Here is a 17,585-nt window from a genome sequence, read left to right as displayed (position 1 = left end):
GGTTTAGTGGAGTTATCGTTTTTACAAGAAGTAAAAAAATTTAAAAGAAGTTAGGACTGAATTGCCTCCTGCTTTAGCTGGAGGGATATAATTAAGATTTACAGATTTTCTAAAAGTTAGATTTGTGAAAATCCGTGAAATCTGTGTTTAAAACCTACATCTCCTTCAACTGCTCCAAATAATCCCTCTGATTCGAAAGTCTCGGAATCTTATGTTGTCCTCCCAATTTATCTCTTTCCTTTAACCAATCATAAAATAAATTTTCACGCGCGACATTAATCACTAAAGGATTTAATGTCATATTGTTTTGGCGCTTGGCTTCGTAATCTGAATTTAAAGTTTGTAAAGTTTCATCGAGAACTTTTTGAAAAAGACCAACATCAGCTGGTTTTTTCTTGAATTCGATCATCCATTCGTGTGCACCTTTTTCTTTATCCTGCATAAAAATAGGAGCAACCGTATAATCGATAACTTCAGTTTGAGTAATCTGGCAAGCCTTGGCAATTGCCTGATCCGTGTTTTCTACCATTAATTCTTCCCCAAAAACATTAATATGATGTTTGGTTCTTCCTGTAACTCTAATTCGGTACGGATTTAAAGAGGTAAAACGAATCGTATCTCCAATCAAATAACGCCATAAACCAGAGTTGGTGGTAATTACAATAGCGTAGTTTTTATTCAATTCAACATCGGCTAAGCGAATTACTTTTTGGTTTGGAGTATCAAAAGTGTCCATCGGAATAAATTCGTAGAAAATACCATAATCCAGCATCAGTAACAAATCACTGGAATTATTTAAATCCTGAATGGCAAAAAAACCTTCAGAAGCATTGTATATTTCGTAGTATTTAAAATCTTTGCTAGGCAGAATTTTCTTGTATTGTTCTTTATAAGGAGAAAAACTTACGCCACCATGAAAGTAGACTTCCAGATTTGGCCAAAGTTCAAGCAGGTTACCTTTTCCGGTATCTTCTAAAACCCTATTCATTAAAACGAGCATCCATGATGGAACGCCGGCAAAACTGGTCACGTTTTCGGTTTTAGTTTCATTTATGATAGCGGCAATTTTAGCTTCCCACTCACTCATCAACGAAGTTTTACTGCTTGGCGTACTGCTAAATTCAGCCCAAATAGGCATGTTTTCTATTAATATCGCTGACAAATCTCCGAAGAAAGTATTGTTGTTTTCGTAAATTTGAGAGCTTCCTCCCAGACGAAGACTTTTCCCTAAAAACAATTCAGAATCTTCATTATTATTCAAATACAAACAAAGCAAATCTTTACTTCCTTTATAATGACAATCTTCTAAAGCTTCATTGCTTACCGGGATAAATTTACTTTTGGCATTGGTTGTTCCGCTCGATTTTGCAAACCATTTTATTGGGGTTTCCCAAAAAACACCCTGTTCACCCTGGCGTGTTCGCTCAATTAAAGGTTGTAATTCTTCATACGTAGCAATTGGTACTCTTTCAGTAAATGTCTGGTAGGAATTGATCGATGCAAAATCATATTTTCTTCCTATAACAGTATTTTCTGAGGAGGTCAATAAATTATGCAATAGCTCTTCCTGAACTTCATTCGGGTATTTTAGAAAAAGTTCTATTTGATGTATCCTTTGTTTCAGGACCCAGGATGCGAAAGAGTTAATGATTGATACGGGCATGAATAATTTTAGATTTTAGATTGTTGATTTTAGATTACTGATTTTGTGTTATTGTAAAAATCAAGAATTTAAAATTTGAATATCATTAGACAAAGATTAACTTTGCCTTTGTATCAAAAATAGTCTTTTTTTGTAAAAAACAATTCTATTTAAAGTAAAGATTCCAGTTCGGAAGTGGAATTTTAACAATAAAAGTTCACTATCCTGAGCAAATCTAAAATCTAAAATCAGCAATCTAAAATACAATGACATATCAAGGTGTACTTACAAAAATGCAGACAGAAATCGGGAATCCTATTCAGTATTATCTGGTTTTTGAGGACAGTTTTCTTAGTATGAACCAGTTATTGAATAAGGAGATCGAAATCAATTGTACCGGTTTTCAATGTTTGAATTGTAGTAAAAAGAAAAAGATCTATAGACAGGGTTTTTGTTATGATTGCTTTTATTCAAGTCCGGCTGTGGGTGATTGGATTATGAGACCAGAATTGAGTACGGCTCATTTGGGTATTGCAGATCGTGATTTAGCTTATGAAGAAAAAGTACAATTACAGCCTCATATCGTTTATTTGGCTTTGTCAACCGAGATAAAAGTGGGAGTAACACGCAAAACCCAGATTCCAACCCGATGGATTGATCAGGGCGCAACCCGTGCTATTGCTATTGTCGAGGTTCCAAATCGATATTTGGCCGGAATTACCGAAGTCTCTTTAAAAAATCATTATACGGACAAAACCAATTGGAGAAAAATGCTTCAGGACACTGAAATTGCCTTTGACCTGATTGCTGAAAAAGCAAAAGTCGAAAGTTTACTTCCACTACAAGTTCAGGAGTATTTTTGTACAAAAAGCGACGATTTATTTGAATTGAATTATCCGGTTGTAAGTTACCCGGCTAAAATTGCCAGTTTAAACTTAGACAAGACGCCTACTTTCAGTGGAAAATTAGTTGGAATTAAAGGCCAGTATTTAATTTTCGAAGACGGAACAGTTTTTAATGTTCGTGGTTCAGAAGGTTATGTCGTTACAATAAACGTCTAGATTTATTAGGTATTCGTCTATTTGTATTGGTTAACTGTCTAGTATTTTGTTGTTTGAATAATATTTTTTGTATTTTTATTTCTCTTTCAAGATGTAAATATTGAAACATTTGCTTACAATTTTGTAATAATTGTTTAATCAAAGAATTTACATTTAGAAAAAAATAGAGTCTAGTTTTGAATTAGTTCAAACTTTGTTTTTTTTGAATTTAAATGAAGATTTAATAATACTTTAAGTTATTCGATAAGATGGGTATTTTAAAAAAAGTAAATGTTTTTAGGCGCAGTTTAATGCGCAGTGTTACTAAGAATATTGGAAAAGCAAGCTTACAAAGCGATATTATTTTAGCTGATAAAGCGGCAATAAAAAGAATCCTTATCTGTAGACCAAATGGAAGATTAGGAAATCTATTATTGATTACTCCTCTTATTCAGGAAGTCACCGATATATTTCCAAATTGTAAAGTCGATTTGTTTGTTAAGGGAACATTAGCTCCAATAATCTTTGAGAATTATGAAAGCATTGATAAAGTAATTGATTTGCCTAAAAAGCCGTTTAAAAATTTGCTGAAATACCTTAATGTATGGGTTTCGATAAAAAGACAAAATTATGATATGGCGATCAATGTCGATCAAAATTCTTCTTCAGGACGTTTAGCGGTTCAATTTTCAAATGCTAAATATAAATTCTATGGAGATTCAAATGAAGAAACTCTATTTATAAAAAAGGATTATGCCCATATCGCAAAATATCCCGTTTATAACTTCCGTAATTATTTAACCAAGCTTAGATTTCCAAAAAGAAACAAAATTATACCTCCATTAGATCTTAAATTGTCTTCTGCTGAAATAGCTGAAGGCAAGAAAGTTTTGAATGACCTGATAAAAGATGATAAAAGAACAATTTGCATATTTACCTATGCAACCGGAGAAAAATGTTTATCAGAGGAATGGTGGGATAATTTTTATACAGAACTTACAAAAGAATATAAAAACTATAATATCATTGAAATTTTGCCTGTAGAGAATGTTTCGCAAATAGGATTTAAAGCTCCAACATTTTATAGTAAAGATATTCGCGAAATAGGATCTGTAATTGCCAATACTGATTTATTTATTGGTGCAGATAGTGGTATTATGCATTTGTCAAGTGCTGTACAGACTCCAACAATAGGATTGTTTTCTGTTTCAAACCTAAAAAAATATGAGCCTTATGATAATTGCAGTATTGGAATAGATGTTAATTTATATACAAGTAAGGATTATTTAAAAACAATAAATTCAATTTTGAATAATGGAAAATTAAATATTTATTCAAATGCGATATAACAAGATATCAGTTGAAAGAAAAAAAAGGCATCCGTTATAGGATGCCTTTTTTTTCTTTTAATTTTTCTTCTTAAACAAACCATTTATTAAATCGCTTGCTTTTTTAGTCGTTTCCTGAGTTTTTTGCTCTTTTTCTGTTTTTGCAGCTTGCGTTGTATCTTTCGGTTTGGTGTTTTTATTAATCAAATCATTAAGCGCTGATGTACCTTTTTGAGTTAATTTTTCCTTTTGCTGATTTGCAACCTGCGAAGCTAAACTGCTAACAGCACTTTTCATATCTGTTGAAACTTTCGGATTAGAAAAGTTTCCTGTAATCATCGCGTTAATCGGAATGTTTTGCAGTTTTGCCTGGTCTGCAGGAGACATTTTAGCTAGAAACGCATTAGCTTCACTTCCTAAATATTTAGCAGGAACATCTAATTTTAAGTTGTAATTCATCGTTTGATCAAAACCATGAGTTCCGCCAACTGTGATTTTAATATCCTGATATTTGATGTCAAATGGTTTTACATTTACTTTTCCGTTGTCAAAAGTTAATGCCGCTTTAATATCGTTCAAATTCACCTTATTCATATCAATGAATTTAATATTCGAACCTAAAGCATTCAATAAAGTTGAGTTTTTAGAATTTATGGTAGTCGAAAGTAATTGCCCTAACAAATCTCCTGAAATTGATTTCAGGTCCGGAGTTAATTCATTAGCATCTAAATTTCCATTTAGTTTAATTGTCGAATTCAATTTTCCGTTGATGATTCCTGCTATTGGTGCAATTTTTTTCATCATTTCTAATTGCGTAAATGTCTGTGCAATATCAACCTGATTAAACCCTAAATTCATATCAAAAGTGGGTACTTTTTCTTTTGTAGAAACCGCTCCTGTTAAACCAATTGTTCCTCCGAAGATTGATGTTTTGAAGTTTTGTAAAAATGCTTTTTCATCTTTAATAATCAATTTTCCGGAAACGTCTTTTAGTTTTAAATTGTCATATAAAACAGTGTTTGCTTTTGCATTCAAAGTACAATTTAAGAAAGCTGGAATCTTCATTGCTTCAGTTGGTTTTGCTGCGGTTTTTTCTGTTGCAGGTTCACCTTGGGTCATAAAATCGTCAACAGCCAATTGGTTAGAACTCATATTGAAGTTCCCTCTCAATTCTTGTTTTTTAAACATAAAACCGTAGAAATTTTCCAAAACTCCGTTGATCGCAATATCAGATTTTCCTGTAGTCGCATTAAATTGTTTTAAGTTGATTTTACTCGGATTAAACTCAACCAAAGCTGTGCTAATGTTCATTGACTTATTGTTTTCATCAGTATATTTAAATCCTGATAAACTCATAGTTCCGGCATTTTTAATGTTTTCATATTGGCTTTTTTCTACCGAAGCCATATCAAATTCTGTAGTAACATCCGCTTTTAAAATACCTGCCAAAGGTTTGTCTATTTTTATTGGATACGCTTTTGAAAGGTTAGCTAAATTGATAGTTCCTTTTAAAGCTGCATTTACGTATGGATTTACCGTTATGTTTTTAATATTCGCTTTAGCGCTAAAAACGTCCTGATCAATTCGGAATGAAAGTTTATCTAAATTAACGTAGGTGTCATTTAGAATCCCGGTTTCATTGATGATTTTAGTATCAATTACAATATTCTGAACCGATTTTGGCAAGTTTGGATATTGAAATGATGCATTATTTGATGCAATTGCAATATTGAATTTAGGAACCGTAGTATCTGTTAATTCTCCTTTTGCGAAACCAGCAACAGTAAAGTCTCCGGTTGTTTTTACACCATCTAAACCAGAAGCATAAGCTGAAGGAATTAACCCCAAGAAGTTGGTAAAAGATGAGGTTGGAGTTTTAAATTTCAAATCATAAATCTGACCAGCATCAACCATTTGAATAAATCCGTCAAATTCTAAAGGCAATTGGTTAATTAAAGCTTTATTCTCTTTAAAAGTATATTTGCTTTTTTCTAAGTCAATTCCTAAAACAGCGTCTAAAGTCAGTTTTACATTTTTCATGTAATTGATTTTATCCATATCCAAAGATACTTTTGCAGTAGATTTTGTCGTTAAATCCAATTTTGAATTGGTAAAATCTCCGGTGCCTTCATGATTTAAACTGTCGATTACCATTTTAATTTTCGAACCCTGATCAATGTATCTGAAAGTGAAATTCTCGATTTTGTAGTTCTGAATTTTTAAAGAAAGCGGTTTGCTTTTGTCATCTTTAGTATCTTCTTTTTTGTCTTTCAAAGCAATGTCAAAATTACCAACACCATCTTTATTGAAGATGATATTGATTAATCCATTTGTAGAACTAATTCCCTGAATGTTCAAAGGTTCATCTTTTCCTTTAAAAATTTCTTTGATACTCATTTTAAGGTTCAGTTCACCCAATGAAACCAAAGTATCACCTTCAAAAGGAGCTTTGTTGATAATGACTAATTTTTCAATTCCTACTGTTGCATTAGGAAAATTTTTAAACAAGCTTAAATCGGCATCGGCAAAACTCACTTTGGCATCGACACTTTCGTTGATGGCTTCTGCAATTTTTGCTTTTATCTGATCTTTAAAAAAATAGGGGATGGCAAATAATGCCGCAACAAATACCACGAGAACAATTGCGGTAATCTTTAAAATTTTCTTAAGCATAATTATTTATAGATTTGAGGGTTTATGTTGCTATTAACTGGTTACAAAAATAATTTTTTTATACGAGTTTAATAATAATTTTTTCACAAAAGCATAAGAATGTACAGGCTATTTGTTAAAATTAAAAAATCCGTTTTGACTATATATATCAAACGGATTTTTAATGGTTTTATGATTCTTAATTATTTTTTAATAAATGAAACAATCTTAGTAGTCATGATCTCAGAAAGAGGTAAGCTTTCGTTATTGTAACTTTCTAAATTCGCTTGTTTGTCACCTTCAACAATTTTCATAATATGATTCATTTTATCGACAATCAAAAGTTCAGCATTTTTATTGGATTGTGATAAAGTTTCGGCATCTTTTACAGTTACTTGCAAATCGTTATTTCCTTGTACAATTAAAATTGGAACATTTAATTTTTTAATTTCTGCTTGCGGATTGTATTTAAACCATGAAATCAAATAGGGTTGAATACTAGGTCTGAAAAGAGCATTAAGCATTGGATCTACCTTTTTTACCTTATTTCCACTTTTCAGACTATCAATAATTGGGAAAGTAAGATCGTTCAATTGTTTGTTCGCTTTTGATTCGATTTGTGTTTTGATAAGCTTATCTGCCGATTCACCCGGACCTGCAATAGAAATAAATTTATTTGCTTTCGCTCCGGCAATCATTCCAATCAACGAACCTTCGCTATGCCCGATTATAACAACTTCTGAAAAACGTTTATCCTGTTTCAATAAATTAATCCAGCTTTTTGCATCTTCTGTATAATTTTCAAAAACCAAACTTTGTTCAGAAATGGCAGAAGCTTTGCTTTCTCCAATTCCTCTTTTGTCGTATCTTAATGAGGCGATTCCGTTTTTTGCCAAAACTTCAGCCAGCATTTTCAATGAATTGTTTTTCATCATTGGGTTATTGCCATTTCGGTCTGTTGGCCCGGAACCGGCAATGATTAAGGCTACAGGATATTTCTTTGTTAAATCCGGAGTTGTCAATGTTCCAAAAAGTTGGTCTGTATTAATTTTTAAGATTATCGGAGATTCTTTAAAAGTAACTGCACTTTTATCCTGAGCGTTTACAAAACTCAAAAATAAAATGCTCACAATTAGAAATATCTTTTTCATTTTTTGAATGGAATTACTTAATATTTAATCCGAAAGGAAGCATTGCCTGAACGCCTTGTTGTCTCTGCAATCTTTTCACCTGTTCGATCAAAAGATAGTTTTCTTCGCCAATTTCTTCTTTTATAAAAGCTTCTTTAGATTGTGCAAAAGGCAAATTTGATATAAGATCACCAAATGTTTTTTCATATTCAGGATAATTCTGTGTGCTGTATGATTTTATTTTTGCAATTTTGGCGGCTTCAGCAATAGCGTCATTCAATCCTCCAATTTTATCAACCAAACCAATTTTTAGTGCCTCACTTCCAGACCAAACTCTTCCTTGGGCAATGGCGTCTACTTGTGCAAATGTCATTTTTCGGCCTTGAGCCACATGTGTTACAAAAGTGTTGTAAATGTGTTCAACTCCTTCAAGTGTAAATGCTTTGAATTTTTCGTCAACAGGAACAAATGGACTATAATTAGCTGAATTCTCATGTGTTTTTACTTGTTCGGAATGGATTCCTAATTTAGTAGCCAAAGGAGAAAAATTTGGTAAAATTCCAAATACTCCAATCGAACCTGTAATGGTATTGCTTTCGGCAAAAATTTTATTGGCATTACAAGCAATATAATAACCACCCGAAGCAGCATAATTACCCATAGAAACTACAATAGGTTTTACTTTTTTAGTTATCTCAATTTCTCTCCAAATTAAATCGGAAGTTAAAGCACTTCCTCCAGGGCTGTCAATTCTTAGAACGATTGCTTTTACATCTTCATTTTTTCTGGCTTCCTGTAACGAACGGCGCATTGCACCTTCACCAATTACGTTAACATCGCCTTCTCCGCCTGTAATTTCACCTTGCGCATAAATAATCGCAATCTGGTCGCTGGCAGTATTGGTTAAAGCTGTAGTGATATTATTTTGTGTATAATCTAAAATTGAAATTTTGTTGTAATCGTCATCACCTGTTACTTTTAAAGCTTTTTTGATTGCATTGTGATAAACATCTTCATAAGCAACAATATCTACCAGTCCTTCTTTTTTTGCCATTTCAGGCGTTCTTGCCAATAAACCATTTGCAATTTCATTTAATTTCGGAAGCGGAATATTTCGGCTTTTTGAAATGTCAGTAGAAACAGTTGTCCAGATAGAATTCAAAAGTGCTGTAACCTGTTCTCTATTGGCATCGCTCATTTTATTTTCTAGAAAAGGTTCAACGGCACTTTTATATTTCCCATGACGAATCACTTCCATATGAATACCTGATTTATCCTGAAAATCCTTAAAGAACATTACTTCAGACGAAAGCCCTTTAAAATCTAAATCTCCCGCAGGATTTAAATAAACTGTATTAGCTACTGAATTTAGATAATATTCTTTTTGAGAATAAGTATTGGCGTAAGCCCAAACAAATTTCCCTGATTTTTTGAAACTTTCAAGTGCATTTCTTAAATCTTTATATTGAGCTAATCCTAAAGAAGACTCATCATTTAAGATTGAAATCCCTTTAATATTATCATCTGTTTTTGCCGCTTCAATAGCGTTGATAACATCGCTTAAACCAATTCCTTTTTGTTCAGAAAAAACAGTTACCCAAGGGTCTTTATATTTTCCGGCATAATCATTTTGGATTTCTTTTAAGTTTAATTCGATAACAGAATCATTTTTCACAGAAACTGTATCATCTCCGCCAAAAATAGCTGTGATTAGAATTACTCCGAAGAAGAACAACATAATGAATACAAAAATACCAATCACTGTGGCAATTACATTTCCTAAAAACTTCATAATTATATTTTTTTAATAAGTCGTGAAAAAGGTTGGTTTGTTACAAATATAAACTAAATGGAATTAGTTCTCCTATATGATTTAACGAAATATTTGTTGTTTTTACATTGTCATTTTTCAGTATAATATTTCATTTTTTTAAAATGAATTTAGAAAAATAAAGAAAAAAAGGAGTTTGAAATAATTGGAAACTTCTGATTCTTGAGACAAATAATGTGAGTAATTCTGAAATAGTTTTAGTTAATTTGCATTATGAAGTCACAGCATCAAATCGTTTTATCTATAGGCAGTAACCAGGGAAATCGGTTAGAAAATATTGAGAGTTGTATTGCTCTGATACATCAGGAAGTAGGAACGGTTATTCAGGTTTCAAAATTATATGAAACTCCTGCCTGGGGATTCGAAAGTGATGCTTTTTATAATTGTGCGTTGCTGTTGCATAGTGCTTCATCGGCACACAAAATATTGAATCAGATTTTAAAAGTCGAAAAACAATTGGGTCGTATACGTTCCAATCAGGAAGGTTATCAATCCCGAATTATAGATGTTGATTTGATTGTTTTTGATGATGAAATTATTGATTCAGAAAAGCTTCAGGTTCCGCATCCGTTAATGCAAAACAGAAAATTTGTATTGATGCCGATGGAGGATTTAAAATTAAACTGGAAACATCCTGTTTTTCAAAAATCTATTTCAGAATTAATTGCCGTTACACCAGATGATAGTGTTTGTACAGTTGTTCAGAAGTTAAAAAATCCTTTGCAGGAAATTCCACTGGAAAGGTTTAATTATATTGCTTTTGAAGGAAATATTGGTGCAGGAAAAACAACGTTAGTAAATAAAATTGCAGATGATTTTAATGCCAAAACTGTTCTGGAACGTTTTGCAGATAATCCGTTTTTACCCAAATTTTATAAAGATCAAAATAGATATGCTTTTCCGCTTGAAATGTCTTTTTTGGCCGATCGCTATCAGCAATTATCAGATGATCTGGCTCAATTTGATTTGTTTAAAGATTTCGTAGTAGCCGATTATCATATTTTTAAGTCATTGATTTTTGCTAAAATAACGCTTGCCGAAGATGAATATCGTTTGTACAGAAACTTATTCGACATTATTTATAAAGAAATGCCAAAGCCTGATTTGTATATTTATTTATATCAAAACACGGAGCGTTTGCTTCAGAATATTAAAAAGCGTGGCAGAAATTACGAACAGAATATCGAGGCAGCATATTTGGATAAAATCAATACGGGCTATTTAGATTATATCAAATCCCAGACTGATTTAAATGTTTTAATCATTGATGTTTCCGATCGTGATTTTGTAAAAAAACACGAAGATTATCTTTTTATATTGAATGAAATTCAGAATAAAATAGGATAATGTGTTAATTCGCCAATTAGAAAATTAGATAATTGTTTTAGTATTCCAGGCCATTACCTAATTATCAAATTGACACATTGTCTAATTAGTATCATCTTTTTAAAGAAAAATGACCTCTCAAAACGGGTTGAGTATTATCAATTTTTAAGGCATACCAATAATCAGAAGCTGGTAACGGAGTTTTGTTGAAAGTTCCATCCCAACTCATCCTTGAAATACTTAATTGTGCTAATAATTTTCCGTAACGATCAAAAATAGTGACTTGTGCTTGTGGATAGTTTTCCATTCCGGTTACTTCCCAAAAATCATTAAAAGTATCATTGTTTGGAGTAAAGAATGCAGGAAAAACAAGTACTACGAAGTTTTTAGCAGTACCGCCACATCCACTTTTCTCTCTTACATATGCAGTCTGTAGTCCACCCGGAACATCATAAAAGACATTAGAGTCCTGAAAATTTGTTCCGTCAACAGAATACTCAAAATAATCTTGTTCTTTCTTTAGGTAAATGACAACTCTGGTTCCATTAACATCGATACGATCTATTTGCGGAATTTCATGCTCTTCAACTTTAATTGTTTTTCGGCTAGTACAACCTTCAGGTGCAGGACTTGTAACATCTACAGTATAAGTTCCGCCTGTGCCAACTTCAATAGTTTGAGTTGTAGCTCCTGTAGACCATAAATAAGTCATTCCGGATATTCCGGCATCTATTATTTTCTTTTGATTTTGACATAATGGAACTTCTTCATCGGTAACAACAGGTGGTGTGTAGATACTAATATTAACTGCTGTACGATTGGTGTTGAGACAGCTATTATTTGAAGCCTCTGCGTAATATACAGCATTGGATGAAATGGTAGGTGTTGTAAAATTATTTCCACTGAAAACTGGTATTCCTCCTGTTGCATTGGTGTACCAATTGATAAAGCCAACATTTGTTGTTGCTTGTAGATTTACACTTCCGGGGCCACATCTCGAAACATTAGATGAAGCGACAGCTGGTGTTGTGGGCGTTTTATTTACAACAGCAACAACTGATTTACGATTTGATTCGCAACCAGCATCGACATAATAAGTCGTAGTAGTATTAATTACAGGAGTTGTAAAAGAACTTCCAGTTGCCAAAGGAGTACCTCCTGTTGTCTGATCGTACCAACTAATTGTAGCGCCAGAAGTTGCAGTTGCATTTATGGTAAAACTTCCTGAATCACAAATTGGGTTTGGAGTAAGTGCAGTCGCAACCGGAATTGTAATTTTGGTACTTGCAGCTATTTCTAACGGAAGTTCGCCGGGAGATCCTCCATATTCAACCACATAGCCTTTAGGTTGATAGTTGTCTCCCGGAGTTAATGATCCGCTATTTGATAAGTCATTCCAGGAGCCTCTAATTCCTACTCCTGGTTGTGTAATGTGGGCATAATCTTCATTGCCTAAGTTGTTTGGTTCGTTGGTATTCCAGAAAGTATAGGACATTACTGTTCCGGCTTCAGGGCCGGTTACCCATTTCCAGACACCTTCAGTTTCCTGATCGCTTCCTCCAATCCATCCTGTTCCTGAGGCTTGTTCTCCGCTTAACTTGGCTTCATCAGCTGATAAAAGAGTTGCCAGATATCCTTTCAGACCATAATAATTACTTGTTTCAGCTGCTATTTTTGCAGCCGTCCATGTAATGCCAATACTGGGTACATATAAATAATAATGTCCAGTAGAAGGTAAATAATTGGCTTGGCCAACTGTTATCGAAAAAGTTCTGGTTCCTGAGGCTGTAGCTGATGAATTAGAAAACACTACATCTTTAATAGCAGCTTCTAGGTCAGAATATAAAACATCTCCTCCGCCTACTTTTGATAATGTTAATTTTCCGGCAACAGGATCCCAATCCGTTACGATTGTTGGATGCGCTAAAGTATTAGAAAGTGATAAAATGTCAAAACCACTAGAGTAACCGGAAGAAACTTGAATATAAGCAGCTTGAGTGCCTGTTTCCAGAGGATCATGGGTTAGTGAGAATGTTTCAACAATCTTTATGTTAGTTTGAGGGCAATATAATTGATCTCCGGTTGCTTTAAGTACAGGAGGAGTGACTGCAAAGGTAACTTTTGTATTTTTTCGTTTATTTAATTTAAGGGTATCATTGACAGGTTTTGTCTTGGCCTTATCCAATGTGTTAACTCTTTCATTTGCATGAGATTGATTAAAACATAAAACAAAAAATAAAATGGTTATTTTAAAGAAATTGATAGTTTTCATTTTATAAAAGTATCAATTTTATAATAATAAAAAAATATATTTCAATTTCTAACATTTAAAGGCGAGATATGCTGAAAAATAACATTACTCAACACTTGGCCAGTTTAATTTCTGGAATAAATCCCAAACTACGATTCCCGCACTAACAGCAATGTTTAGGGAGTGTTTAGTTCCTAATTGCGGAATTTCAATACAGCCATCACAAATAGCCACGGCTTCTTGTGCAACGCCATATACTTCGTTCCCAAAAACCAATGCATATTTTTGATTTTTCACAACTTTAAAATCCTGAAGAAAAACGGAACTTTCCACTTGTTCAATGGCGAGCGTCAACACGTTTTCTTTTTTAAGATTTTCAATAACTTCTAGTACATTTTCATGATGTTCCCAAGCTACGGTTTCTGTAGCACCAAGGGCTGTTTTGTGAATTTCTTTGTTTGGAGGAGTTGCAGTAATACCGCATAAAATGATTTTTTCAATCAAAAAAGCATCGGCAGTTCTAAATACAGAACCAATATTGTGCAAACTGCGAATATCATCCAAAACTAAAATTAGAGGTGTTTTGTCTGATTTTTTAAAATCTTCAATCGATTTGCGATCCAGTTCGCTATTTTCAAGTTTTCTCATTGGTGTTGCATTCAGGTCATAAAAAAAGCTTCCAAAGATAAGGAAGCTTTTTCGATTATTTTATTTCTTTTCAGATTAGCTTTTTACCGGATCTGGTAAAACAGTACCTTTGATAGTAAGTACTTTTGTAGGTTGTCCTTCTGCGTTAGAAGTAACTGTTACTGTTTTTGTAAAAGCACCAACTCTGTCAGTAGCATATTTTACACCAATAATACCTTTAGCACCTGGAGCGATTGGCTCTTTTGGTGTTGTAGGTACAGTACAGCCACAAGATCCCTGAGTGTTTGTAATGATTAATGGTTTTGTTCCGTTATTTACAAAAACAAACTGACGGTTACCATCAGCATTGTGAGCGATAGTTCCGTAATCAATTGTTTCGTTTTCAAAAACCATTCCGGCTCCTTCAACTTTAGCAACTTTAGCTTTTTTAGTGCTTTGAGCGTTTGAAGCTGTAATTCCAATTACAGCAACCATAACAAATAAAATTATTTTTTTCATCTTAAAAGAGTCTTTGTTTAATTATGAACAAATCTATATAAAATTCTTATATCTCAACTTAAAAAATTCTTAAAATATTTTAATTTTTGAAGCCCTTCTATATGCCGCTAAAATATTATAAATTCGCTGTCATAAATTTTCATTTAAAACATTACAATTTGGCAGCGAAAGAGAAAGAGGTGAAAGAAACACCCTTAATGAAACAGTACAACGAAATCAAGAGAAAATATCCTGATGCATGTCTGCTTTTCAGAGTAGGTGATTTTTACGAAACGTTTGGAGAAGACGCCATTAGAGCTTCTAAAATTCTTGGAATAACCTTAACTAAAAGAGGTGCAGGTTCTGAAACTGAAACAGCTTTGGCCGGTTTTCCGCATCATTCTATTAATACGTACTTGCCAAAATTAGTCAAAGCCGGACTTCGTGTTGCAATTTGTGATCAGCTTGAAGATCCAAAAATGACTAAAACTATTGTGAAACGTGGTGTTACTGAATTGGTAACCCCAGGAGTTTCTTTAAATGATGAGGTTTTACAATCTAAATCCAACAACTTTTTAGCATCTGTTTATTTTGCTAATAAAAATATCGGAATTTCCTTTTTGGATGTTTCAACAGGAGAGTTTTTAACAGCTCAGGGAAATGCGGAATATATTGATAAACTGTTGCAGAATTTTAATCCGAGTGAGGTTTTAGTTCCGAAGAATAACAAAGGTGATTTTAAAGCTGCTTTTGGAGATGATTTTCATAGCTTTTATTTAGAAGACTGGATTTATAAAGAAGATTATGCTTTAGAAACTTTGACCAAACATTTCCAAACGGTTTCCTTGAAAGGTTTTGGAGTCGAAGAATTAAAAGAAGGAATCATTGCTTCCGGAGCAATTCTGTATTATTTATCCGAGACACAACACAATCGTGTGCAGCATATTACAGCAATTCAGCGTATTGCTGAAGATGCCTATGTTTGGATGGATCGTTTTACCATCAGAAACTTAGAATTATATCATAGTTATAATCCAAACGCCGTAACGCTTTTAGATGTAATTGACAGGACGCTTTCGCCAATGGGTGGGCGTTTGCTGAAACGCTGGCTGGCTCTTCCTTTAAAAGATAGTAATAAAATAAAAGGGCGTCATGATGTGGTTTCATATTTGAAATCAAATCCTGAAGTGCTTCATAATATTCAATATCAAATCAAGCAAATTTCAGATTTAGAGCGTTTGATTTCTAAAATCGCAGCCGGAAAAGTTTCACCTCGCGAAATTGTTTATTTGAAAGAATCTCTCGATGCTATTATTCCGATCAAAACCTTAGCATTGCAAAGTCCGCAGGAAGCGGTAAAAATTATTGGAGACAGTTTGCATGCTTGTGATTTGTTGAGAGAAAAAATCAAAGTAACTTTAAATCAGGATGCACCGGTTGCTATTGCGAAAGGAAATGCTATTGCAAAAGGAATTAGTGAAGAATTAGATGAATTACGTGCAATCTCAACTTCCGGAAAAGAATATTTAGAAGGAATTGAAAAAAGAGAATCGGAACGAACTGGAATTTCGTCTTTGAAAATCTCTTTCAATAATGTTTTTGGATATTACATTGAAGTTCGAAATACGCATAAAGATAAAGTTCCGACAGAATGGATTCGTAAACAGACTTTGGTAAATGCTGAACGTTATATTACAGAAGAATTAAAAGAATATGAAACCAAAATTTTAGGTGCTGAAGAAAGAATCCATAAAATTGAAACAGATCTTTTTGAGCAATTAGTAGCCTGGATTGCGACTTATATCAAACCGGTTCAAATGAATGCTAATTTAGTGGCACAACTGGATTGTTTGTGTTCATTTACACAATTAGCGGTTGAGAATAAATATGTATGTCCTGAAATTGATGAAACTTTTGAGTTAGATATTAAAAATGGAAGGCATCCTGTGATTGAGAAACAATTACCAGTTGGAACGCCTTATATTGCTAATGATGTTTATTTGGATAGAGAAACCCAGCAGCTTATTATGATTACCGGGCCGAATATGTCGGGTAAGTCTGCTATTTTGAGACAAACGGCTCTTATTGTCTTGTTAGCTCAAATGGGTAGTTTTGTTCCTGCAGACAGCGTTCGAATGGGAATTGTAGATAAGATCTTTACAAGAGTAGGAGCGTCAGATAATATTTCGATGGGAGAATCTACTTTTATGGTTGAGATGAATGAAACGGCTTCTATTCTGAATAATATCTCAGATAGAAGTTTGGTTTTATTGGATGAAATCGGAAGAGGAACGAGTACCTATGACGGAATCTCGATTGCCTGGGCTATTGCCGAATTTTTGCACGAGCACCCGGGAAGAGCAAAAACATTGTTTGCGACGCATTATCATGAATTGAATGAGATGACAGAATCACTTCCTAGAATTCAGAATTATAATGTTGCGGTAAAAGAATTAAAAGATACCGTTCTTTTTGTTAGAAAGCTGGTAAAAGGAGGAAGTGCTCACAGTTTTGGAATTCACGTAGCAAAAATGGCAGGAATGCCTCAAACTGTTATTTTGAAAGCACAGAAACTTTTAAAGAAATTGGAGAAGAATCATTCGAGCGATGCCTTAAATGGGATCAAAACTCCTAATGATGAAATGCAGATGAGCTTCTTTAATTTAGATGATCCTTTATTAGAAGAAATAAAAGAAGAGATCTTAAGTCTTGATATAAACTCAATCACACCGGTTGAAGCATTGATGAAACTCAATGAGATTAAAAGGATGATTGTTAAGAAATAAATTTTCAGATTTAAAGTTTAGGTTATCAGAAGGTTATAAAATAAGTATAATTTTTTTTCGAAAAAGGCTTGTATAATTGAATAAATGTCCTAAATTTGCACTCGCAATACGGAACAAGTTAAGTGTTGTAGTTCTTACTAGAATTTGAAACGCGAAAATAGCTCAGTTGGTAGAGCGCGACCTTGCCAAGGTCGAGGTCGCGGGTTCGAGCCCCGTTTTTCGCTCAAAACCATATAATGCTCGGATGGTGAAATTGGTAGACACGCTGGACTTAAAATCCAGTGAACAGCAATGTTCGTGCGGGTTCAAGTCCCGCTCTGAGTACTAAAGCCTCTTCTTTTGAAGAGGCTTTTTTTATTGTGTAAACTTACGTAGTATAAAATAAATTTGCGAAGTAAATTTATTTAGAAGAATCTAAGAATCTATCCCGATGGCTATTGGGGCTAAAATCAACAATCTAAAATCTAAAATCGT

At 33.5% G+C, this 17,585-nt stretch carries 11 protein-coding genes and 2 tRNA genes; 6 read left to right on the top strand and 7 right to left on the bottom strand.

Translation table 11 applies throughout. The features are described 5' to 3' along the window. Window positions 1-154: 154 nt before the first annotated feature. The gene (locus IHE43_RS22435; RefSeq protein ID WP_192185952.1) at window positions 155-1,663 is read right to left on the bottom strand and encodes a GH3 auxin-responsive promoter family protein; all 1,509 of its coding nucleotides are present in this window, start codon (window positions 1,661-1,663) and stop codon (window positions 155-157) included. A gap of 245 nt (window positions 1,664-1,908) precedes the next feature. Between IHE43_RS22435 and IHE43_RS22430 the strand changes: the two genes are divergently transcribed. Together IHE43_RS22430 and IHE43_RS22425 are read left to right on the top strand one after the other, a co-directional pair. Continuing rightward, a complete protein-coding gene (locus tag IHE43_RS22430) occupies window positions 1,909-2,703 on the top strand; it encodes a DUF2797 domain-containing protein (protein WP_192185951.1) in 795 nt (264 codons plus the stop codon). Between the two features lie 248 nt (window positions 2,704-2,951). Beyond that, window positions 2,952-4,031 carry a glycosyltransferase family 9 protein gene (locus IHE43_RS22425; RefSeq protein ID WP_192185950.1) on the top strand — a complete coding sequence of 360 codons (1,080 nt, stop codon included), beginning with the start codon at window positions 2,952-2,954 and terminating at the stop codon, window positions 4,029-4,031. 57 nt (window positions 4,032-4,088) lie between these two features. Here the strand turns inward: IHE43_RS22425 and IHE43_RS22420 are convergent, their stop codons facing one another. The 3 genes from IHE43_RS22420 to sppA all read right to left on the bottom strand — a co-directional run bounded on the left by IHE43_RS22420 (window position 4,089) and on the right by sppA (window position 9,584). Next, on the bottom strand, window positions 4,089-6,683 hold the full coding sequence (locus tag IHE43_RS22420) for an AsmA-like C-terminal region-containing protein (protein ID WP_192185949.1): 2,595 nt from the start codon (window positions 6,681-6,683) through the stop codon (window positions 4,089-4,091). Window positions 6,684-6,865: 182 nt separating this feature from the next. Then, complete coding sequence (locus IHE43_RS22415) at window positions 6,866-7,813, bottom strand: alpha/beta hydrolase (protein WP_192185948.1); 948 nt, start codon at window positions 7,811-7,813, stop codon at window positions 6,866-6,868. A 13-nt stretch (window positions 7,814-7,826) separates the two neighbouring features. Next, entirely contained in the window at window positions 7,827-9,584 is a 1,758-nt protein-coding gene (sppA, locus tag IHE43_RS22410) for a signal peptide peptidase SppA (RefSeq protein WP_192185947.1), read from the bottom strand. Between the two features lie 252 nt (window positions 9,585-9,836). Between sppA and folK the strand changes: the two genes are divergently transcribed. Next, on the top strand, window positions 9,837-10,970 hold the full coding sequence (folK, locus tag IHE43_RS22405) for a 2-amino-4-hydroxy-6-hydroxymethyldihydropteridine diphosphokinase (protein WP_192185946.1): 1,134 nt from the start codon (window positions 9,837-9,839) through the stop codon (window positions 10,968-10,970). Window positions 10,971-11,061: 91 nt separating this feature from the next. Here the strand turns inward: folK and IHE43_RS22400 are convergent, their stop codons facing one another. From IHE43_RS22400 to IHE43_RS22390, 3 genes are all read right to left on the bottom strand, one after another. Beyond that, window positions 11,062-13,221, bottom strand: a complete 2,160-nt coding sequence (locus tag IHE43_RS22400; RefSeq protein ID WP_192185945.1) for a T9SS type B sorting domain-containing protein — start codon at window positions 13,219-13,221, stop codon at window positions 11,062-11,064. Window positions 13,222-13,305: 84 nt separating this feature from the next. Further along, window positions 13,306-13,848, bottom strand: a complete 543-nt coding sequence (locus tag IHE43_RS22395; RefSeq protein ID WP_192185944.1) for an RNA methyltransferase — start codon at window positions 13,846-13,848, stop codon at window positions 13,306-13,308. Between the two features lie 75 nt (window positions 13,849-13,923). Beyond that, window positions 13,924-14,346 (bottom strand): DUF1573 domain-containing protein, encoded by a 423-nt coding sequence (locus IHE43_RS22390; protein ID WP_192185943.1) that lies wholly within the window; start codon window positions 14,344-14,346, stop codon window positions 13,924-13,926. Window positions 14,347-14,504: 158 nt separating this feature from the next. On the opposite strand from IHE43_RS22390, the gene mutS reads away from it, so the two are divergent. The 3 genes from mutS to IHE43_RS22375 all read left to right on the top strand — a co-directional run bounded on the left by mutS (window position 14,505) and on the right by IHE43_RS22375 (window position 17,435). Continuing rightward, window positions 14,505-17,111, top strand: coding sequence for a DNA mismatch repair protein MutS (gene mutS, locus IHE43_RS22385; protein WP_192185942.1), 2,607 nt, complete (start codon window positions 14,505-14,507; stop codon window positions 17,109-17,111). 151 nt (window positions 17,112-17,262) lie between these two features. Next, window positions 17,263-17,335: transfer RNA gene (locus tag IHE43_RS22380), tRNA-Gly, on the top strand. A 14-nt stretch (window positions 17,336-17,349) separates the two neighbouring features. Then, window positions 17,350-17,435 (top strand) — tRNA-Leu (locus IHE43_RS22375). Window positions 17,436-17,585: the final 150 nt, after the last annotated feature.

Origin of the sequence: Flavobacterium sp. MDT1-60, from assembly GCF_014844035.1 — a bacterium.
Taxonomy (GTDB): Bacteria; Bacteroidota; Bacteroidia; order Flavobacteriales; family Flavobacteriaceae; genus Flavobacterium.
Note: the sequence above shows the minus strand (reverse complement) of the source record. Positions and strands in the feature narration are given on the sequence as shown.